This is a genomic window from Nocardioides sediminis (assembly GCF_003047295.1).
GTDB classification, from domain to species: Bacteria; Actinomycetota; Actinomycetes; order Propionibacteriales; family Nocardioidaceae; genus Nocardioides; species Nocardioides sediminis.
Genome location: NZ_PZYZ01000004.1, coordinates 257,061 through 277,046 on the forward strand (window position 1 = coordinate 257,061; position 19,986 = coordinate 277,046).

19 protein-coding genes, 2 tRNA genes and 1 other RNA gene are annotated in these 19,986 nt (G+C 72.9%); 13 read left to right on the forward strand and 9 right to left on the reverse strand.

The genetic code is table 11. The features are described from left to right. The first annotated feature begins 5 nt into the window (after positions 1–5). Positions 6–1,217 (forward strand): S8 family peptidase, encoded by a 1,212-nt coding sequence (locus tag DAI17_RS21550; RefSeq protein WP_159081499.1) that lies wholly within the window; start codon positions 6–8, stop codon positions 1,215–1,217. A 54-nt stretch (positions 1,218–1,271) separates the two neighbouring features. Here DAI17_RS21550 and DAI17_RS11905 read toward each other — a convergent pair whose 3' ends face one another. After that, positions 1,272–1,487, reverse strand: a complete 216-nt coding sequence (locus DAI17_RS11905; protein WP_107773155.1) for a hypothetical protein — start codon at positions 1,485–1,487, stop codon at positions 1,272–1,274. A 124-nt stretch (positions 1,488–1,611) separates the two neighbouring features. After that, positions 1,612–1,700: transfer RNA gene (locus tag DAI17_RS11910), tRNA-Ser, on the reverse strand. Between the two features lie 95 nt (positions 1,701–1,795). On the opposite strand from DAI17_RS11910, the gene ffs reads away from it, so the two are divergent. The 7 genes from ffs (at position 1,796) to DAI17_RS11945 (ending at position 8,412) form a co-directional block, all read left to right on the forward strand. Further along, positions 1,796–1,886, forward strand: an RNA gene (gene ffs / locus DAI17_RS11915) — signal recognition particle sRNA small type. A 69-nt stretch (positions 1,887–1,955) separates the two neighbouring features. Then, positions 1,956–4,322: a DNA polymerase III subunit gamma and tau gene (locus tag DAI17_RS21555; protein ID WP_107773158.1), complete on the forward strand. Its 2,367-nt coding sequence runs from the start codon at positions 1,956–1,958 to the stop codon at positions 4,320–4,322. Positions 4,323–4,360: 38 nt separating this feature from the next. Beyond that, positions 4,361–4,747 (forward strand): YbaB/EbfC family nucleoid-associated protein, encoded by a 387-nt coding sequence (locus tag DAI17_RS11925; protein ID WP_107773160.1) that lies wholly within the window; start codon positions 4,361–4,363, stop codon positions 4,745–4,747. Between the two features lie 8 nt (positions 4,748–4,755). Continuing rightward, positions 4,756–5,355 carry a recombination mediator RecR gene (recR, locus tag DAI17_RS11930; RefSeq protein WP_107773162.1) on the forward strand — a complete coding sequence of 200 codons (600 nt, stop codon included), beginning with the start codon at positions 4,756–4,758 and terminating at the stop codon, positions 5,353–5,355. Next, complete coding sequence (locus DAI17_RS11935; RefSeq protein ID WP_107773164.1) at positions 5,348–5,956, forward strand: DUF5063 domain-containing protein; 609 nt, start codon at positions 5,348–5,350, stop codon at positions 5,954–5,956. The genes recR and DAI17_RS11935 overlap by 8 nt, the downstream gene beginning before the upstream one ends. A gap of 121 nt (positions 5,957–6,077) precedes the next feature. Beyond that, positions 6,078–7,349 carry an aspartate kinase gene (locus DAI17_RS11940; protein ID WP_107773166.1) on the forward strand — a complete coding sequence of 424 codons (1,272 nt, stop codon included), beginning with the start codon at positions 6,078–6,080 and terminating at the stop codon, positions 7,347–7,349. Position 7,350: 1 nt separating this feature from the next. Beyond that, positions 7,351–8,412 (forward strand): aspartate-semialdehyde dehydrogenase, encoded by a 1,062-nt coding sequence (locus tag DAI17_RS11945; RefSeq protein ID WP_107773168.1) that lies wholly within the window; start codon positions 7,351–7,353, stop codon positions 8,410–8,412. Between the two features lie 10 nt (positions 8,413–8,422). Here DAI17_RS11945 and DAI17_RS11950 read toward each other — a convergent pair whose 3' ends face one another. The 3 genes from DAI17_RS11950 to DAI17_RS11960 all read right to left on the reverse strand — a co-directional run bounded on the left by DAI17_RS11950 (position 8,423) and on the right by DAI17_RS11960 (position 10,774). Further along, positions 8,423–9,559, reverse strand: a complete 1,137-nt coding sequence (locus DAI17_RS11950) for a hypothetical protein (RefSeq protein ID WP_107773170.1) — start codon at positions 9,557–9,559, stop codon at positions 8,423–8,425. Positions 9,560–9,651: 92 nt separating this feature from the next. Then, positions 9,652–9,728 (reverse strand) — tRNA-Pro (locus tag DAI17_RS11955). A gap of 101 nt (positions 9,729–9,829) precedes the next feature. Then, positions 9,830–10,774 carry a metallophosphoesterase gene (locus DAI17_RS11960; protein WP_107773172.1) on the reverse strand — a complete coding sequence of 315 codons (945 nt, stop codon included), beginning with the start codon at positions 10,772–10,774 and terminating at the stop codon, positions 9,830–9,832. Positions 10,775–10,800: 26 nt separating this feature from the next. Here DAI17_RS11960 and DAI17_RS11965 point away from each other — a divergent pair, with 26 nt between their 5' ends. After that, positions 10,801–11,259: a GatB/YqeY domain-containing protein gene (locus tag DAI17_RS11965; protein WP_107773355.1), complete on the forward strand. Its 459-nt coding sequence runs from the start codon at positions 10,801–10,803 to the stop codon at positions 11,257–11,259. Between the two features lie 35 nt (positions 11,260–11,294). Here DAI17_RS11965 and DAI17_RS11970 read toward each other — a convergent pair whose 3' ends face one another. Next, positions 11,295–13,688 carry a penicillin-binding protein gene (locus tag DAI17_RS11970; RefSeq protein WP_159081500.1) on the reverse strand — a complete coding sequence of 798 codons (2,394 nt, stop codon included), beginning with the start codon at positions 13,686–13,688 and terminating at the stop codon, positions 11,295–11,297. A 190-nt stretch (positions 13,689–13,878) separates the two neighbouring features. Between DAI17_RS11970 and DAI17_RS11975 the strand changes: the two genes are divergently transcribed. After that, positions 13,879–14,166 (forward strand): WhiB family transcriptional regulator, encoded by a 288-nt coding sequence (locus DAI17_RS11975; RefSeq protein WP_107773359.1) that lies wholly within the window; start codon positions 13,879–13,881, stop codon positions 14,164–14,166. A 46-nt stretch (positions 14,167–14,212) separates the two neighbouring features. Here the strand turns inward: DAI17_RS11975 and DAI17_RS11980 are convergent, their stop codons facing one another. After that, positions 14,213–15,388: an ArsA family ATPase gene (locus tag DAI17_RS11980; RefSeq protein WP_107773173.1), complete on the reverse strand. Its 1,176-nt coding sequence runs from the start codon at positions 15,386–15,388 to the stop codon at positions 14,213–14,215. Continuing rightward, the gene (locus tag DAI17_RS11985; RefSeq protein ID WP_456093752.1) at positions 15,385–16,431 is read right to left on the reverse strand and encodes an ArsA-related P-loop ATPase; all 1,047 of its coding nucleotides are present in this window, start codon (positions 16,429–16,431) and stop codon (positions 15,385–15,387) included. Before DAI17_RS11985 ends, DAI17_RS11980 begins: the two co-directional genes overlap by 4 nt. Before the next feature lie 106 nt (positions 16,432–16,537). Here DAI17_RS11985 and DAI17_RS11990 point away from each other — a divergent pair, with 106 nt between their 5' ends. From DAI17_RS11990 to DAI17_RS12000, 3 genes are read left to right on the forward strand one after another with little or no spacing between them, the layout of a single operon-like run. Then, complete coding sequence (locus DAI17_RS11990) at positions 16,538–17,341, forward strand: CoA transferase subunit A (protein WP_107773177.1); 804 nt, start codon at positions 16,538–16,540, stop codon at positions 17,339–17,341. A gap of 5 nt (positions 17,342–17,346) precedes the next feature. Then, a complete protein-coding gene (locus DAI17_RS11995; protein WP_107773178.1) occupies positions 17,347–18,015 on the forward strand; it encodes a 3-oxoacid CoA-transferase subunit B in 669 nt (222 codons plus the stop codon). Position 18,016: 1 nt separating this feature from the next. Next, complete coding sequence (locus DAI17_RS12000; RefSeq protein WP_107773180.1) at positions 18,017–18,514, forward strand: XdhC family protein; 498 nt, start codon at positions 18,017–18,019, stop codon at positions 18,512–18,514. On the opposite strand, the gene DAI17_RS12005 is transcribed toward DAI17_RS12000, so the two are convergent. Further along, a complete protein-coding gene (locus DAI17_RS12005; RefSeq protein WP_159081501.1) occupies positions 18,511–19,905 on the reverse strand; it encodes an MFS transporter in 1,395 nt (464 codons plus the stop codon). The genes DAI17_RS12000 and DAI17_RS12005 overlap by 4 nt on opposite strands. Positions 19,906–19,986 lie beyond the last annotated feature (81 nt).

Here is a 19,986-nt window from a genome sequence, read left to right on the forward strand (position 1 = left end):
GTCGGGTGGGACGCACGTCCAGGCTCGGGCTCGCCGCGGCACTGGCGACGGCGCCGCTCTGCCTCGGCGCGGCCGTCCCGTCGTACGCGGCCGACGGCGAGGAGTGCGACGTGAGCGCACTCGCGGAGTCCGAGCGGCTGGCCGACACGAAGGTGCGCGCCAGCGCGCCGATGGCGCGGATGCACGTGCCCGAGGCGCACGAGATCACCGACGGCACGGGGGTCACGGTGGCCGTGGTCGACTCCGGCGTCGAGCCCGGCCTGCCGATCGACACGGCCGCCCGGGTGGCTCTCCCCGGCCTCTCCCCGGTGCGGCTGTCCGGCCACGGCAGCATCGTCGCCGGCCTGGTGGCCGGGCCGGAGGGTGTCGCGCCCGGTGCCCGGGTCATTGACGTGCGGGTGCTCGACACCGAGGTCCCCGACCAGTCGCAGGGCCAGCGGGGCGTCACCTCCGAGGGGCTGGCCGCGGGGATCCGGCAGCTCGTCGCGCTGCGCCGCACGACCGAGTTCCAGGTCGCCAACATCTCGCTCTCCGTCGGCCAGGACGACCCCCGCCTGCGTGCTGCCGTCAAGGAGCTCGTGGCCCTCGACGTCGTGGTCGTGGCCTCCGCCGGCAACGCCGACCCGGAGGCGTCCGACTCCTTCCGGGGCACGCCGCGCAACGACGAGGATGTCTACCCCGCCGACTACCCGGGGGTCCTCGCCGTCAGCGCGGTGGCGCCCGACAACGACGACGTGCGCGGCTTCGTCGTCCCCAACAAGGACACCGACGTCGCGGCGCCGACCTACGAGGGCCTGTCCTACAACATCACCGGCCAGAAGTGCCTGGTCACCGAGGTGGCCACCTCGTGGGCCGCGGCCGAGGTCAGCGGGGTGGTGGCCCTGCTGCGCGCCGCCTACCCGCGCGACAACGCCAAGCAGGTCGTGGCCCGGCTCGAGGCGACCGCCGAGGGCTCCGACGAGGTCCCCAACCCCTGGACCGGTGCCGGCGTGGTCCAGGCGCACGACGCCCTCACCCGGACCCTCACGGTGGGCCGCAACGGCAGGGTCGACCGGACGGTGCGTGAGGTCTCCGAGGACGCGATGGCGCCGCCGGCCCCCGAGCGCCTCGACCTCTTCGGGTCGTCACGGACCCTGCTGCTGTGGGGCGGCCTGGTCGCCGGCGCCCTGATGGCTCTCGCGTTCATCCTGCGCCCGCTCGCGCGGCGCCTGACCTGAGGCCCCCCGCGGCGGCCGCGCGGACCGTCGTACGACGTCGGGTAGCGGCAGTCGTCAGTCCGCGGGCACGAGGTAGGTCACGCCCAGCAGGTAGAGCACCACGAGAAGGGCGATCACCCCGAGCGTGATGAGCAGCGGCCCGGCCAGCGGCCGACGGCGCCCGTGCAGGGGCTGGTCGGTCGTGGGCCGGTCCCGGCCGTCGTGCTCGGTGACCGGGTCGTGCCCCTTGCTGGCCTGGTGATCGGTGCCTGACTCGTGCTCGTGGGACATCGCGCACTCCTCGCGTCGGGTCCCGTCGACGCTAGCCGGGGAGCGGCGAGCCTCCCAGACCTCTGGGGGTGGGGCGCGACGTGCGCCAAATGCGACACGGCGCCGGGAGCCGGCGCCGTGTCGATGGCGGAGGATAGGGGATTCGAACCCCTGAGGGCTGTTAACCCAACCCGCTTTCCAAGCGAGCGCCATAGGCCACTAGGCGAATCCTCCGCGGAGGAGCGTACCCGTCGCTCGACCGGGCGGTGAAATCGCCTCCGCCGGGGTCGCCTTGGGCCCTGCGAGGACCCTCACCTAGACTCTCCGGCAACCCCCCACGTGGCGACATCTTGCCCAACTCCCCCAGGGCCGGAAGGCAGCAAGGGTAAGCGAGCTCTGTCGGGTGCGTGGGGGGCCTTCTCGTCCGTACGGTCCCGTCGCGCGCCTCGCCCGGTGGTCGCTGTCGGACCCGGTCGTTAGGGTTCAGGCGTGGAGTCACCGCTCGCCCTCTATCGCCGCTACCGGCCCGAGACGTTCGCCGAGGTCATCGGCCAGGACCACGTCACGGAGCCGCTGCGAGTCGCGCTCGCGAACGACCGGGTCAACCACGCCTACCTCTTCTCCGGACCGCGCGGCTGCGGCAAGACGACCTCCGCCCGGATCCTCGCCCGCGCGCTCAACTGCGCGCAGGCCCCCGTCGCCGACCCCTGTGGTGAGTGCGACTCCTGCCGCGAGCTCGCGCGGGGCGGCTCGGGCTCCATCGACGTCATCGAGATCGACGCGGCCTCCCACGGCGGCGTCGACGACGCCCGCGACCTGCGGGAGAAGGCGTTCTTCGCGCCGGTCCGCGACCGCTACAAGATCTACATCATCGACGAGGCCCACATGGTCTCGCCGCAGGGCTTCAACGCGCTCCTCAAGCTGGTCGAGGAGCCGCCGCCCCACCTCCGGTTCATCTTCGCCACCACCGAGCCCGAGAAGGTGCTGCCGACGATCCGTTCGCGCACCCACCACTACCCGTTCCGGCTGATCCCGCCACGACTGCTCTCCGACTACCTCTCCCAGCTGTGCGGCGAGGAGGGCGTGGACATCGAGCCCGCGGCGCTGCCCCTGGTGGTGCGTGCCGGCGGCGGCTCGGCGCGGGACACGCTCTCGGTCCTCGACCAGCTGCTCGGTGGTGCCGGGCCGGCGGGCGTCACCCACGCGCTCGCCACGGCACTGCTCGGCTTCACGCCCGACGCGCTCCTCGACGAGGTCGTCGACGCGTTCGCGGCGGGCGACGGGGCGGCCGTGTTCGGGGTGGTCGACAAGGTGGTCGAGACGGGACAGGACCCCCGCCGCTTCACCGAGGACCTGCTGCGGCGCCTCCGGGACCTGGTGATCGTGGCCGCCGTCCCCGAGGCCCCGGCCAGCGGGCTGCTCGACGTCCCGGAGGACGCCGCGGAGCGCTTGGTCGCCCAGGCGGCGCACTTCGGCGCGATCGAGCTCAGCCGGGCCGCCGACATCGTCGCCGCCGGCCTCACCGAGATGCGGGGCGCCACGGCGCCGCGCCTGCTGCTCGAGCTGATCTGTGCCCGGGTGCTGCTGCCCGGCGCCGACCACACGAGCGACGGCGTGATGGCCCGCCTCGACCGGCTCGAGCGACGGCTCGACGTGACCGGCGCGGTGAGCGCCGGCGACCACGCGGTCGCCCGCCCGCCCGCGCCGCGCCCGGCCGCCGCGCGTCCCGAGCCGACCCGGCCCGCGCCGACCCCCCAGCCCGCCGCCCAGCCCGCGGCCGCGAGCGCGCCTGTCGCCCCGGCCCCGGCCCCGGCCGGCGTGCCGGCACCTCCGGCTACCGCCGCTGCCCAGCAGATGGCCCCCGGCGAGGTGCCCCCGCCCGACGCCCCGGGCGCCGACGCCGGGTCCGACCGGGCGCCGGCCGCGCGCGCGGGCGGTCCGCAGGCGGGCACGAGCGCCGAGGCCTGGCCCGAGGTCTCCGCGCCGGGCCGTGACGACTTCCCGCCCGTGCACCCGCCGGCTCCCGGCGATGACGACAGCGGCCGGGGCAGCCAGGACAGCAGTGCGGGCAGTGCTCAGGCCGGCGGCCAGGGCGATGCCCGGGCCGGCAGCCCGACCGCGGTGCCCGACGCCCCTGCGCCCGCTGCTCCGGCAACCCAGGCCGCCTCCGCGTCGCAGGACGACGCCGCCGGGCCGCTCAGCATGGTCGAGGTGCGCCGGCTGTGGCCGGACATCGTCGAGGCCACCAAGATGCGCCGACGCCTGGCCTGGATGATCCTCATCCAGAACGCCCAGGTCGTCGGGGTGGACGCCAGGACGCTCACGGTCGGGTTCGCGAGCCACGGGGCCCGGGAGTCCTTCGTCGGTGGCGGGTGCGACGAGATCCTCCGCCAGGCGGCCATCGACGTGGTCGGTGTCGACTGGCGCATCGACGCGATCGTCGACCCGAGCGCCCAGGGCGGGAGTGGTCAACCCGTCGCGACCCGTCCGTCGGTGCCCCCGGCGTCGCCGCCGGCAGCGCCGGAGCCGCCCGTGGCGGAGCGCCCGGCCGTCGACGCACCACCCGACTGGGTCACCGGTGGGGCGGCCGGTCCGGCCGCCCCGGCACAGGCCGAGGTGGACCCGGGCCCGCCCAGCCCGCCGCAGGACTCCGCCGGCCTCATGGCGGCGCGGGAGGCCCTCGAGCGCTCTCGGACCGCCCCCGCCTCCGACGCACCCAAGGTCGACCACAGGGCGCTGGCCGACGAGGCGGCCGACCCCGATGATCCCGACGCCGACACGCAGGGTCTCGACAGCACCGCGCTGCTGCAGCAGACCCTCGGCGCCAAGGTGATCGACGAGATCCCGCACAACTGACACCCGATCCCCACCACCCCACGACGTCAGGAGAGACGATGAGCCAGAACCCCTTCGAGGGACTCGGCGGCGGAGGCTTCGACATGGGCGCGCTGCTCCAGCAGGCCCAGCAGATGCAGGAGCAGCTGGCCTCGGCGCAGGAGCGCCTGGCCGAGCAGACGGTCGACGGCACGGTCGCCGGCGGCGCGGTGACCGTGACGGTCAACGGCGTCGGCGAGCTGGTGGGGCTGACCATCACGGCCGGCGAGTTCGACGGCACGGACGTCGACGACCTCTCGGACCTGTCCGACATGATCGTGGCCGCCTACCGGGAGGCCAAGGGCAAGGCCGACGCACTGGCCAGTGACGCCCTCGGTCCGCTGGCCGGCGGGCTCGGTGGAGCAGACGAGCAGGGCGGGGCGCCCGGCGGCCCGCTCGGTTTCTAGGACGTCCCTTGTACGAAGGCATCGTCCAGGACCTCATCGACGAGCTCGGCAGGCTGCCCGGCGTCGGTCCCAAGAGCGCGCAGCGCATCGCCTTCCACCTGCTGCAGGCCGAGCCGGCCGACGTACGCCGCCTCGCCGACGTCCTCATCGAGGTCAAGGCCAGGGTGAAGTTCTGCACGGTGTGCTTCAACGTGTCCCAGGACGAGCAGTGCCGGATCTGCCGTGACCCGCGTCGCGACCCCGCGGTGCTGTGCGTGGTCGAGGAGTACAAGGACGTCGTCGCCATCGAGCGCACCCGCGAGTTCCGCGGCCGCTACCACGTCCTCGGCGGCGCCATCTCGCCCATCGACGGCATCGGCCCCGACCAGCTGCGCATCCGGGAGCTGATGACCCGGCTGGCCGACGGCACCATCACCGAGTGCATCCTGGCCACCGACCCCAACCTCGAGGGCGAGGCGACCGCGACCTATCTCACGCGGATGCTCAAGCCGATGGGGTTGCGCGTGACGCGGCTGGCGAGTGGACTGCCGGTGGGTGGTGACCTCGAGTACGCCGACGAGGTCACCCTCGGCCGGGCGTTCGCAGGGAGGCGATCAGCAGATGACTGACCACACCAAGACCGACGTGACGGGCGGCGTGATCGACGAGGCGGAGTTCGCCGCCCAGATCGCTGCGCAGATCGAGTCCTTCCTGATCGCGCTCCGCGAGATCGCGCGCGAGGGCAACGGGTCGCAGGCCGTCTCGCTGCTGCTGCTCGAGATCAGCCAGGTGCTCCTGGCCGGGGCCCGGCTCGGGGCGCAGATGGACTTCCAGCCCCGCGAGGAGTACCAGCCCGACGTGGGGCCGGAGGCCGACATCGACGAGCTGCGGCTGCGGCTCGCGCAGATGCTCGACAGCATCGACACCTACAGCTTCGTGTTCGACCCCTACGTGCCCGAGGTCGTGGTCAGCCAGCTCTCCGACGACCTCGCTTCCATCGCCACCGACCTCGACAACGGGCTGCGCCACTACAAGCGCGGGGACATCGCCGAGGCGCTGTGGTGGTGGCAGTTCTCCTACGTCAACAGCTGGGGCAACCTCGCCGGGGCCGCACTCAACGCCCTGCTGACGGTGGTGGCGCACGACCGCTTCGACACCGACTTCGAGGCCGACGCCGAGCAGGTCGCGGTGGCCAACGAGATCCTCGGCGAGACCGGCACCCAGGCCTGACGCTCGTCGTGCGCCACGACCGGGGGTCGCGGGCGCGGCCGTGAGATGCGCGCCGGGGCCCCGGCCGTGCCCGCGTAGACTGAGGCCCGCTCGAGCCACCGACCATTGCAGGGGATCAACCGTGGGCATTGTCGTGCAGAAGTACGGCGGCTCCTCGCTCGCCGACGCCGACGCCATCAAGCGGGTCGCGCGGCGCATCGTGGAGAACAAGAAGGCCGGCCACGACGTCGTGGTGGCCGTCTCGGCGATGGGTGACACCACCGACGAGCTGCTCGACCTCGCGGGGCAGGTGAGCCCGCTCCCGCCCGCGCGCGAGATGGACATGCTGCTGACCGCCGGTGAGCGGATCTCGATGGCGCTGGTCGCGATGGCGATCTCGGACCTCGGCTACACCGCGCGCTCCTACACCGGCTCCCAGGCCGGCGTGATCACCGACGGCGTGCACGGCAGGGCCAAGATCATCGACGTGACGCCGGGGCGCATCACCAGCGCGCTGCAGGAGGGCCACATCGTCATCGTGGCCGGCTTCCAGGGCGTCAGCGCCGACACCAAGGAGATCACCACCCTCGGGCGCGGCGGCACCGACACCACCGCGGTCGCGCTGGCCGCGGCGCTGGAGGCTGACGCCTGCGAGATCTACACCGACGTCGACGGCGTCTTCACCGCCGACCCGCGCATCGTGCCGGCGGCCCGCAAGCTCGACCGGGTGTCCTACGAGGAGATGCTCGAGCTCGCCGCCTGCGGCGCCAAGATCCTGCACCTGCGCTGCGTGGAGTACGGCCGGCGCTACAACATCCCGATCCACGTCCGCTCGTCGTTCAGCCAGCTGCAAGGCACCTGGGTCGTCGAGGACCCGACCGATGGAGGCACCATGGAACAGGCGATCATCTCCGGCGTCGCGCACGACCGGAGCGAGGCCAAGGTCACCGTCGTCGGGGTCCCCGACAAGGTCGGTGAGGCCGCACGCATCTTCGAGGCGCTCTCCGAGGCGCAGATCAACCTCGACATGATCGTGCAGAACGTCTCGGCCGCCGCGACGAGCCTGACCGACATCTCGTTCACCCTGCCCCGCACCGACGGGCAGACCGCGATGAACGCACTGGCCAAGATCCAGGCCGAGGTCGGCTACGACAAGCTGCTCTACGACGACAAGATCGGGAAGGTCTCGCTGATCGGCGCCGGGATGCGCTCGCACCCGGGGATCACCGCGAAGTTCTTCGCGTCCCTCGCCGCCGCCGGGGTCAACATCGAGATGATCTCCACCTCCGAGATCCGCATCTCCGTCGTCGTCGACGAGGTCGACGTCGACCAGGCGGTCCAGGCGACGCACACCGCGTTCGACCTCGACGCCGACGAGGTCGAGGCGGTCGTCTACGGCGGGACGGGTCGCTGACATGGCGGGCATCAGGCTCGGCATCGTCGGCGCCACCGGGCAGGTGGGCGTCGCGGTCCGCGAGATCCTGCTCGAGCAGGCCCACGTCGACAGGCTCGGCCCGATCGAGGAGGTCCGCTTCTTCGCCTCGGCCCGCTCGGCCGGCAAGGTGCTGCCCTTCGGCGACCGCGAGGTCACCGTGGAGGACGCCGCCACCGCCGACCCGACCGGCCTGGACATCGCGATCTTCTCGGCCGGCGCCACGACCTCACGCGCCCTGGCGCCGAAGTTCGTCGACGCCGGGGTGATCGTGATCGACAACAGCTCGGCGCACCGCTTGGACCCCGACATCCCGTTGGTCGTCAGCGAGGTCAACCCGTCGGCCATCGACGCCGTGGTCGCCGCCGGGCGCGGCATCATCGCCAACCCCAACTGCACGACGATGGCCGCGATGCCGGTCCTCAAGCCCCTCCACGACGAGGCCGGACTGCAGCGGCTCATCGTGTCGTCGTACCAGGCCGTCTCGGGCTCCGGTGTCGCCGGCGTCGACGAGCTGGCCGCCGGCATCGCCGCCGCGGGGGACAAGAGCCGGGAGCTCGCCTACGACGGCGAGGCGGTGACCTTCCCGGAGCCGGTCAAGTACGTCGACACCATCGCCTACAACGTGATCCCGCTGGCGGGCTCGATCGTGCACGACGGCCTCGACGAGACCGACGAGGAGCAGAAGCTCCGCAACGAGTCGCGCAAGATCCTCGACCTGCCCGAGCTGCGCGTCTCCGGCCTGTGCGTGCGGGTGCCGGTCTTCACCGGTCACTCGCTGGCGGTCAACGCCGAGTTCGAGCGGCCGATGACGCCCGAGCGCGCCCGCGAGCTGCTCGCGGACGCCCCGGGGGTGGAGCTGCGCGACGTGCCGACGCCGCTGCACGCCGCCGGCAAGGACCCGTCGTACGTCGGCCGGCTGCGCCGCGACCCAGGTGTCGACGGCGACCGCGGGCTGGCGCTGTTCATCAGCAACGACAACCTGCGCAAGGGCGCGGCCCTCAACACCGTGCAGATCGCCGAGCTGGTGGCCGCCGCGCGCTGACCTGCGCGTCTCAGTCCTGGTCGGCGTTCGCCTCGACCAGGACAGCGGTGACCCGCCAGGACAGGGCGTAGGCGAGCACGGCCACCGCCGGGACGGCGACGACGCCCGACCGCTCGTCGAGCGAGTCGAGCAGGAAGAGCATCGCCACCAGGGTGACGAGCCCGACCGCCAGGAAGCTGGTGCTGCCCGCGTCGTCGATCCCGAACCCGCGCAGCAGCCAGCCGCCGAGGTAGGTGAGCGTGATGACGATGGCGAGCAGCATCAGCAGGCCCGGCCCGCCGCCGCACGACGCGGTGCCCGTCGCGGCGTCGCACAGGCGCAGCGAGCCGTAGGTCAGCAGCACCGCAGCGAGGCCGACCACCAGGCCCACCAGCAGGACGGCAGGGAGCGGCGGCAGGGACGGGAACCGGAGCTCGCGGGGAGTCCGCGGCCCGTCGGCCTCGTCGGGCCGGACGGACGCGTGCGTCGCCAGGGTGGCCGGCTGCGTTGCCACGGACGTCCCCGCGCGCTGCGAGGACGCCCCGCGCGTCGCGTCGGAGCCTCCGTCCGGCGGCGGCGCGACCGGGTCGGGGTCGAAGGGGCCGGGCCGCGTCTCGGGTTCGGGGTCAGGCTCGGGCTCGGGCCCCGGGAGGGGCGCCGGAGCGGGCTCGGGATCCGCCTCGGGTGCCGGGGGCTCCGACCACGGCCCGGGTTCCTCCTCGGGGCGCGTCGGGATGAGTGGGTCGATCTCGGGCCCGGCGGGCGGAGGAGGTGGTCCGCCCGGGAGCAGCGGGTCGATCTCGGGCTCCTGCGGGAGCGGGGAGGGTCGCTCGGGGCCTCCGGGGTCGATCTCCGGCTCGCTGGGCGGCTCGCCGCCGGGTCCGGGCCCTGGACGAGGCGCGGGCACGTCGGGCTCCGTCCCCGGCGTGACCTCGGGGCCGGGGTCGGGTTGCGCGGGCACCTCGGGACCGGGGTCCGGGGACGCGGGGACCTCGGGAGCGGGGCCCGACGGGACCTCGGGGCCCGGATCGGGCGAGGCCGGCACCTCGGGCGGGGTGGAGCCCCGGGGCTCCTTGCGCCTCCTGCGGCCGAGGCCGAGGCCGAAGGACGGGAGCTCGAGGGAGGGGCCGTCGTCCTCGCGGTCCGTCCCGCCCGTGCCGTCAGCCATGCCGCGCAGTGTGCCACGCGCGCGGCTCGGCAACGACGAAGGCCCGGGCCCACTCGCGTGGACCCGGGCCTTCGATGTCGGGAGACATCACATGGTCGGGCTGACAGGATTTGAACCTGCGGCCTCCTCGTCCCGAACGAGGCGCGCTACCAAGCTGCGCCACAGCCCGATCCGCTCCCTGACCGTGTCCGGTCGCGGAGCACGGCGAGCATACCCGAGCGGTCAGGCCGCCCGAAATCGGGCTCGACGGGCGAGCGGGCGACGTACGACTCAGGCGCTCGCGGGCCGCGGGACCAGCGTCAGCAGGGTCGCCTCGGGGCGGCACGCCACCCGGAAGCGGACGTAGGGGTTGGTGCCGAGACCGGCCGACACGTGCAGCCAGGCCGACCCCGGGTCGCCGTCGCGGGAGTTGGCCGGGTGGCGGTGAAGACCCCTGGCCCGGGCCGGCTCGATGTCGCAGTTGGTGGTGAGCGCACGGCCCCCGGGCAGGCACACCTGGCCGCCGTGGGTGTGCCCGGCGATGACGGCGTCGTACCCGTCGGCGACGTAGCGGTCCAGGACCCGGAGGTACGGCGCGTGGGTGATGCCCAGCCGCACGTCGGCAGTGGGGTCGGCCGGTCCCCGGACGGCGTCGAGGTCGTCGTACTCCAGGTGGGGGTCGTCCACTCCGGCGAGCGCGAAGGTCGTGTCGCCCACGGTGATCGAGCCGAGCTCGTTGCTCAGGTGCAGCCACCCGGCGTCGACGATGCGCTGCCGCAGCTCGCGCCAGGGCAGCTGGGGGGTGTGGGTGTTGCGGTGCCCGTCGTCGGGGAGGAGGTAGCGCGCCGGGTTGCGGAAGCCCGGCGCGTAGTAGTCGTTGGACCCGAACACCGAGATGCCGGGCCGGTCGAGGAGCTCGCCGAGGGCGTCGAGCACGACGGGGACCGACCGCATGTGCGCGAGGTTGTCGCCGGTGTCGATGACGAGGTCGGGCTCGAGCCGGGCGAGCCCGCGCAGCCACTCCTGCTTGGCGCGCTGGTCGGGGGCCATGTGGATGTCGCTGAGGTGCAGCACGCGCAGCGGGCGGTGTCCGGCGGGGAGCAGCGGGACGCTGACCTCGCGCAGCGTGTACTGGCGGGCCTCCCACGCGGCGTACGACGCCAGGGCAGTGCCGGCGACGAGGCCGGTGCCGAGGCCGGCTCCGGCCACGCGGCCGAGAAGGGGGAGGAGGGGCATCCCGCAAGGCTGCCACAATGGCCTCCATGAGCTCCCTCAAGGACCGTCTCCGAGCTGACCTGACCACCGCCATGAAGGCGCGCGACGAGGTGCGCTCGTCCACGCTGCGCATGGTGCTGACGGCGATCACCAACGCCGAGGTGGCCGGCAAGGAGCAGCGCGAGCTCACCGACGACGACATCATCGGGGTGCTCTCCACCGAGGCCAAGAAGCGCCGCGAGGCCGCGGTCGCGTTCGAGGAGGGCAACCGCCCGGAGATGGCCGCCAAGGAGGCGGCCGAGGGCGAGGTGATCGCCGACTACCTGCCGGCCCAGCTCACCGAGACCGAGATCGCCGACCTGGTCACCTCGGCCATCGCCCAGACGGGCGCCGCCGAGGAGGGCATGCGCGCCATGGGCAAGGTGATGGGTGTCGTCAGCCCGCAGGTCAAGGGCCGCGCCGACGGCGGTGCCGTCGCCGCGGAGGTACGCCGTCAGCTCGGCTGACCGGGCCCGTCAGGGCCGGACGAGCCGGCCGACGCTCAGCGGTTGCCGCCGCCGTTGCCGTTGCCGTTCCCGTTGCCGTTGTTGCCCGGGCCGGAGTTGCCGCCACCGCCACCACCGCCGCCGCGGTTGGGCTTCGGGGCCGGCGGGGGCGGCGGCACGTAGCCGGTGGACGGGTAGATGACGACCGTGTCGCCGCTGCTGAGCGACGTGCCGCCCGACGGCGAGGTGTAGGCGACGTTGTCGGCAGGCACCTCGGAGTTGACCGCACCGCCGACGCTGACCACGAAGCCCGCGGCCTCGAGGGCCTGGGTGGCGGCCGGCTGGGTCATGCCGCTCACGTCGGGCACGCCGGTGAGCACGCCCGCGATCTGGTCCCCGGAGGGGGCGGTGAAGTCGGTGTAGTCGAGCTTGGGCGAGACGGCGGCCATGGCGTCGCCCCAGATCGGGCCGGCCACCGTGGAGCCGAAGGCGCTGGAGATGTAGGAGCCGCCCACGGACTGGCCGTTGAGGGTCACCCAGTTGCCCAGCGGGTCGGCACCCGCGACCATCGCGGCTGCCGCGATCTCGGGGGTGTAGCCGGCGAACCACACCGACATGTTGTCGTTGTTGGTGCCGGTCTTGCCCGCCGAGGGCTTGTCGATGGCGATGTTCTGCCCGAAGCCGCCGGGCTCCATCACGCCGCGCAGCACGTCGTTGACCGCGTCGGCGGTCGCTCCGGGCATCACCTGCTCGCAGGTCTCGGGGTAGTCCTTGACCGGGTTGCCGTTGGCGTCGGCGATGGAGGTGACCGGGCGGGAGTCGCAGTGGATGCCGCGAGCACCGAAGGTCGCGTAGGCCTCGGCCATGGTCAGCGGGTTGGAGTCGGAGACGCCCAGGATCCACGAGGGGACCTTCTGGCTGTCCGGGAGCTCGATGCCCATCTGCTCGGCGAGCTCGAGCGGCTCGCACATCCCGGTGCGCTGCTCGAGCTGGGCGAAGAAGGTGTTCACCGACTCCTGGGTGCCGGTGTAGAGGTTGTAGGTGCCCTCACCGGTGGAGTTGGCCACCGGCCACGAGCCGCTGCCGGCATAGGGGCCGTTGCAGGTCTCGAAGCTGGAGTCGGGCAGCTCCATCTCCTGCGGCGACGGGATGGAGGTGCTCAGCGGGATGCCCTGGTTGATCGCCGAGGCGAGCACGAACACCTTGAACGTCGAGCCGGCCTGGAAGCCGTTGGCGTCGCCGTACTTCTTGGGCACGACGTAGTTGAGGTAGGTCTGGCCGGCCTTCTTGTCGCGGCCCATGGGGCGGGACTGGGCGAGCGCCTTGACGTTGCCGGTGCCCGGCTCGACCATCGCCAGCCCGCCGATGGCGCGGTCGGTCGGGTAGACGTGGCTGGAGACGGCCTGGTCGGCGGCCTTCTGGTAGTCGAGGTCGAGCGTCGTCTGGATGGTGAGGCCACCGGACTGCAGCAGGCGCTTGCGGTCCTTGGCGGTCTCGCCGAGCGACTTGTCCTTCATCAGGTAGTTGACGGCGTAGTCGCAGAAGAACGGCGCCTGCGACTGCTGGCAGCCGTTGGGGGAGCGCTCGATCTTGAGCCCGAGCTTGCGCTCCTTGAGCTTCTCGGCCTTGGCCTCCTCGATCACCCCGAGCTGGGCCATCCGGTCCAGCACCACGTTGCGGCGGTTGATGGCCCGCTCCGGGGAGTTGGTCGGGTCGTAGCCGGTGGGGTTCTTGACCAGTCCGGCGAGCAGGGCCGACTGCACGTGGTTGAGGTTCTTGGCGTTCTTGGAGAAGTAGTGGCGGGCGGCGGCCTGGACGCCGTACGCACCGTCGCCGAAGTAGGCGATGTTGAGGTAGCGCTCCAGGATCCAGTCCTTGGAGTAGTTCTTCTCGAAGGCGATCGCGTAACGCAGCTCGCGCAGCTTGCGGGCGTAGGTGTCGTCGGTGGCGGCGGCCGCCTCCTGCTTGGTCTCCGCCTGGTTGAGCAGGGTCTGCTTGACCATCTGCTGGGTGATCGACGAGCCGCCCTGCACCGAGCCGCTGGCCTGGTTGGTGACGAACGCGCGCAGCGTGCCGCGGATGTCCATGGCGCCGTGGTCGTAGAAGCGGTAGTCCTCGATGCCCACGATGGCCTGCACCATCTTGCGCGAGATTTGGCTCAGCGGGACGTTGATGCGGTTCTGGTCGTAGAGCGAGGCGATGAGGTTGCCGTTGACGTCGTAGATGCGCGTCTTCTGGGCGAGCTCCTTGGCCTCGAGCTCCGCGGGGAGGTTGACCATGCCCTTGCTGACGTCCTTGGCGGCCACGCCCATGACCCCGGCGAACGGGATGGCGAGGCCGGCGACCAGGACGCCGAGGATCGCGGAGACGACGGTCATCACGGCCAGGTGCGAGGCCACCCTGCTGGCGGTGGAGCGGCCGGACTCACGTCGGGGGGAGGGCGTGGGCATGCGCCCCAATGTACGGGAGGGGCTAGCACACCCCCACTTCGCGCGAACGCGGAGTAGTCACAAAGGACCATGTGATTTGAGCCAAGTGGTGCCTATCTCAACCTCTCACTGGTACATACCTTTGACCCCGGGTCGTGAATGGTCGCTATGGGGGCGACCATCGGGCACCCGATGAATGTGGGGATTCACCATGTGGGTTGAGGACTGGGCGCCGCGAGCGGCTTGCAAGCAGGACCAGCCGGACGCGCTCTTCGTGCGAGGGGCCGAGCAGAACAAGGCCAAGCAGGTCTGCGCCGGGTGCCCCGTGCGCACCGAGTGCCTCGCCGAGGCGCTGGACAACCAGATCGAGTGGGGCGTCTGGGGTGGCATGACCGAGCGTGAGCGCCGCGCCCTCCTGCGCCGTCGTCCCGCCGCCTCCTGGCGCACCGTGCTGGAGACCGCGCGTCTCGAGCACACCAAGGTCGCCGCCAACGCCTGAGGCCCCGCCTCACCGGATGAACCCGGTCGGCCGCCTCGGGTGAGGCTCAGCCGGCGGACTCGCCGGCCAGCAGCGAGCCGATGCGGCGCAGGCCCTCGAGGTCGTGCACGTCGGTCGCGAGGGCGGGTACGACGGTCGTGGCGACGTCCGGGTGGGCGGTCGCCCAGCGCTCGCGCAGCCGCGCCTCGCGCTGGAGGATCCGCATCCGGTCGGCGTGCAGCCGGAGCAGTCCGGAGGTCGTGGACCCAGGGCTGGTGCGCGCGAGGCGGTCCGCCGCCGCGATCGCCTCGTCGGCGGACAGGTCGGTGCGGGCGGCCGGGCTGGCGCGGTTGACGACGAGGCCGGCCAGCGGCATCTCGTCCTCGGTGAGCCGCTCCACGAAGTACGCCGCCTCGCGCAGCGCGTCGGGCTCGGGCGCGGCGATCACCAGGAACGCCGTACCCGGCGCCTGCAGCAGCGAGAACGTGCGCTGCGCCCGCTGGCGGAAGCCGCCGAAGAGGGTGTCGAAGGCCGCGACGAAGGTCTGCATGTCACGCAGCACCTGCGCGCCCAGGATCTTGGTGAGCGCGGTGGTGACCAGCCCCAGCCCCGCCGTCATGAACCTCGCGGGCCCCTTGGCCGGGGCCAGCAGCAGTCGGATGAACCGGCCGTCGAGGAAGCTCGAGAGCCGCTCCGGCGCGTCCAGGAAGTCCAGGGCCGACCGGCTCGGCGGGGTGTCGACGACGATGAGGTCGTAGGTGCCCTCGGCCTGCGCCTGGCGGTGGATCTGCCCGAGCTTCTCCATCGCCATGTACTCCTGCGTGCCGGAGAAGGAGCTCGACAGGGCGATGTAGAAGGGGTTGTCGAGGATCGCCCGGGCCTTGTCCGGGCTGGCCTGGCTGAGCACCACCTCGTCGAAGGTGCGCTTCATGTCGAGCATCATGGCGTCGAGCGAGCCGGGTCCCACGCCGGCCACGGGGCGCGGGGTGTTGTCGAGGTCCTCGATGCCCAGCGACTGGGCGAGCCGGCGGGCAGGGTCGATGGTCAGCACGACGACCCGGCGTCCTCGCTCGGCGGCCCGCAGGGCGAGGGCGGCGCTGGTGGTGGTCTTGCCGACGCCACCGGAGCCGCAGCACACGACGATGCCGGTGCCGGGGTCGTCGAGCAGGGCGTCGACGTCGAGGCGCGACGCGCGCTCGGTGGTGGCGGCCAGGGGGCCGACGCGGGGACGGTCGTGGGTCATGCCAGTCCCTGCTCCCTCATCCGCGCCGCGAGCTCGTAGAGGCCGCCGAGGTCGATGCCGTCCGGCAGCCGGGGCAGCTCGTACGACGGGACGCCCAGCGCCTCGACCACCGTGCGTTGCGAGTCCTCCAGGGCCCGGCGCTCGGCGTGGTCCCGGGCCTCCTCCAGCAGCGAGTCGACGAGCTCGTGGGTGACCTCGACCCCGGCCCGGGAGAGGTCGGAGGCCAGCGCCTCGCGGTCCAGCGTGCCGGTCCGGGCCGCCTCGAGGTCGGCCGGGCCGAGGTCGCGCGGACGCACCATGTTGACGACGACACCCCCGACGGGGAGCCGGGCCTCGCGCAGGTGCGCGATCCCGTCGACGGTCTCCTGCACCGGCATCTCCTCCAGCACGGTGACCAGGTGGACCACGGTCCGCGGCGAGCGGAAGAGCGTCATCACCGTGTCGGCCTGGGACTTGATCGGACCGACCTTCGCCAGTCCGGCGAGCTCGTCGTTGACGTTGAGGAACTGGGTGATCCGGCCGGTGGGCGGCGCGTCCAGCACGACCGCGTCGTACACCATCGCCGACTTGTTGCGGGCGTTGCGCTGGACGGCCTCGTAGACCTTGCCCGTAAGCAGGACGTCGCGGACGCCGGGGGCGATCGTGGTGGCGAAGTCGATGACCCCGAAGCGGTCGAGCGCCCTCCCCGCGCGGCCGAGCTTGTAGTACATCGCGAGGTACTCCAGCAGCGCGGACTCGGCGTCGACGTGCAGGGCGTGCACGGCGCCGGGGGCGACGTGGCCCAGGGGGAGGCCACGCGCGATCCGTCGCTCCTCGTAGGGCAGCGGCTCGACGTCGAACATCCGGGCGATGCCCTGGCGGCCCTCGACCTCGCAGAGCAGGACGTTCTGCCCGGTGCTGGCCAGCGCCAGGGCGAGGGCTGCCGCGACCGTCGACTTGCCGGTGCCGCCCTTGCCGCTCACCACGTGCAGGTCGACCTCGGGCCAGTCGCCGCGCCCTCCGGCGTGTGCTGCACCGTGGCCGGCACCGTGGTTGGGGGACACGTGGGCGAGCCTAGTGTGTGGGTGGCAGCCATCGGTGGGCTCCGTGGGAGTGACTAGCATCTCAGCGAGCCCGGCACTGATCGTCGGGCCGGGAGAGGAGAGGGCGATGGACAAGGTCGTCGAGAGCGCCGCGGCAGCGGTGGCGGACATCCCCGACGGCGCGACGTTGTCGGTCGGCGGGTTCGGGTTGTGCGGGATCCCGTCGGTGCTGATCACGGCGCTGCTGGAGGCCGGTACGACGGACCTGGAGGCGGTGTCCAACAACTGCGGCGTGGACGACTGGGGCCTCGGGCTGCTGCTCATGGACCGTCGGCTGCGGCGCATGGTGGCGTCGTACGTGGGCGAGAACAAGGAGTTCGCGCGCCAGTACCTCTCCGGCGAGCTGGAGGTCGAGCTGACCCCGCAGGGCACGCTGGCCGAGCGGATGCGGGCCGGCGGGTCCGGCATCCCGGCGTTCTTCACCGCCACCGGTGTCGGCACCCAGGTCGCCGAGGGCGGCCTGCCCTGGAAGTACGACGCCGACGGCAACGTCGAGGTGGCCTCGCCGCCGAAGCAGACGCAGGTCTTCTCCACGCCCGAGGGCGACAAGGAGTACGTCCTCGAGCGGGCGATCGTGGCCGACTTCGGGCTGGTGCGGGCCTGGAAGGGCGACCGGCACGGCAACCTCGTCTACCGGGACTCCGCGCGCAACTTCAACCCGCTGGCCGCGATGTGCGGGCGGACCACGATCGCGGAGGTCGAGCACCTCGTCGAGCCCGGCGAGCTGGACCCCAACGACGTGCACACGCCGGGGGTCTACGTGCAGCGCGTGGTCGCGCTGACACCCGAGCAGGCCGCGGACAAGCGGATCGAGAAGCGCACCGTTCAGCCGGCCTCGGAGGCCGTGCAAGAGCAGAACCCGGGAGGCTGACGACCATGGCATGGACTCGTGAGGAGATGGCCGCACGCGCGGCCTCGGAGCTGGTCGACGGCTCCTACGTCAACCTCGGGATCGGGCTGCCGACGCTGGTGCCCAACTACGTCGCCGACGACGTGGAGCTGGTGCTGCAGTCGGAGAACGGCATTCTCGGCGTGGGTGCCTACCCGGTCGAGGGTCAGGAGGACCCGGACCTGATCAACGCGGGCAAGGAGACGGTGACGCTGCGGCGCGGGGCGTCGTTCTTCGACTCCGCGACGTCGTTCGGGATGATCCGTGGCGGCAAGATCGACGCCGCCATCCTGGGCGCGATGCAGGTCTCGGCCGTGGGGGACATCGCCAACTGGATGATCCCCGGCAAGATGGTCAAGGGCATGGGTGGCGCGATGGACCTGGTCCACGGCGCCAAGCGGGTGATCGTGCTGATGGAGCACACCGCCAAGGACGGGTCGCTCAAGATCCTCAACGAGTGCGACCTGCCCTACACCGGCAAGCGCGTCGTGCAGCGGATCATCACCGACCTCGCCGTCATCGACGTGATCGACCCGACCACCGGCGAGGTCGCCCCCTCGGGCACCCTGGGCGAGCGGGTCCTCAAGCTCGTCGAGCTCGCCCCGGGCGTCACCGAGGACGAGGTCCGCGAGAAGACCGAGCCCGAGCTGGTGTGACGTGACCCCCGCGGCGCCGCGCGAGCAGCCCTGGTCGGACGCTCCGTCCGAGGACCCGGCTGCTGCCGGGCGCGTGGTCGTGCTGAGCCGCAACCCCGTCGCCGACGCGATCGTGGTGATCGCGTCGGCGGTGGGCCGCGAGGTCGTGGTCGTCGGGGACGACGAGGACGGACGCGGCCTCGAGCAGGTCGCCGCGATCGGGCTGCGGGCGGGGGACGCGGTCGTGCTCTGCGACCACGACGCCCCCGACGCGCCCGCCGTGCTGCGCGCCGCGCTGGCCTCGCCGGCGTCGTACGTCGCGATGCTGGCCAGCCGGCGTCGGTCCGAGGGCCTGCTCGCCGACCTGGCCGGGGAAGGAGTGCCCGGGCTCGACCGGCTGCACGTGCCGGCCGGCCTCGACACCGGCGGCAAGGGGCCGGGCGAGATCGCCCTCTCGGTGGTGGCCGAGGTCGTCGCCGAGAGTCACGGACGCTCCGGCGGGCCGCTGCGCGGTCGCTAGGCGCCGGCGTCCGGCGCCCGGGTGCGGACAGCCGCGGCGACGCCCAGCACGGCGATGGTCCCGCCGAGGACGAAGACCGCCAGGAACGGGTCCCGGTCCGCCCGCTCCGCCGCGGCGAAGACCACCCCGGACACCGACAGGGCGAGCGCGGCGCCGAGGGAATCGGCGATGGACAGCGCGGAGGAGTTGAAGCCCCGGTCGCGGTCGGTGGAGACCGCCAGCATCGCCACGCTCGTGCGCGGGTAGCCGAAGCCCATGCCCGCACCCGCCAGCACGTACGACGCCCCGGTGAGCAGCGCGGGCGCGTGCAGCTCGACGCACGCGACCAGCCCGGCGGTGCCGGCCAGCACCAGGGCGGTGCCGACCCGCATCGCGGTGACGTCGGAGACCCGGTCGCCGAGCCGGGCCTGGACCTGGCTGGCCGCCGCCCAGGTGATGCCGACGAAGGTCAGCGCGATGCCGGCCCGTCCCGGGGAGAGTCCCCACTGCTCCTGGAGGACGTAGACGATGTAGGCCTCGGCGCAGAAGAACGAGGCGCTGAGCAGGCCCCGGGTGGCGATCACCGAGGGCAGGCCGCGGCGCCCGACCAGGGTGCCGGCCGGCAGCAGGCGCCGCAGCGAGACCACCACGACGACGAGCGCCAGGCCGGCGCCCAGCGCCGTACCGGGGTCGGAGCCGAGGAGCTCGAGGGCGAGCACGGCGACGGCGGCGAGCCCCGCCCAGGCCAGGCTGCGGCGACCGGCGGAGGTGCCCTCGTCGTCGCCGGGCTCGACCGGCCGGTCGCCGGCTGAGCGCAGCGCGGGCGCGATGAGCAGCGCCGCGCCGGCCACGAGCAGGACGGCGCCACCGAATACCCACCGCCAGCCCAGGGCGTGCGCCACGAGGGCCGCGAGGGCGGGGCCGAACAGCGACGGGAGCACCCAGGCGGCGGCGAAGCTGGCGAACACGGCGGGCCGCAGGGCGGCGGGGAAGACCAGGCCGACCAGGACGTAGAGGCCGACGGTGAGCGCGCCGCCGCCGAGTCCCTGGAGCACCCGGCCGACGAGCAGCACCTCCATGGTGGGCGCGGCGGCGCAGACCAGCAGGCCGGCCGAGAAGAGCACCATCGCGACGACCAGCGGCCGGGCGGGCCCCCGGCGGTCGCTCCACCGCCCGGCGGCGACGGTGCCGAGCACCCCGCAGGCCAGCGGGGCCGCGAAGGTGAGGGCGTAGAGCGCCTCGCCCTCCAGGGCACGCGCCACCGTGGGCATCACCGTCGTGACCGCCATCGCCTCGAACGCCACGAAGGCGATCAGCGCGAACATGCCGATCGTCGTCGCCGCGTAGGCGGGCCCCAGCAGCCGCTCCCGCGGCGGGCTTCCCGCGGGCGTCCTCCCCGTCACCGTCGTCACGGTCCCAGACGCTAGGACCTCATGTGCACTCGAGCTCAAGTCGCGATGGTCGAGGGTCGACGTGACCGGCGCGACGGAATA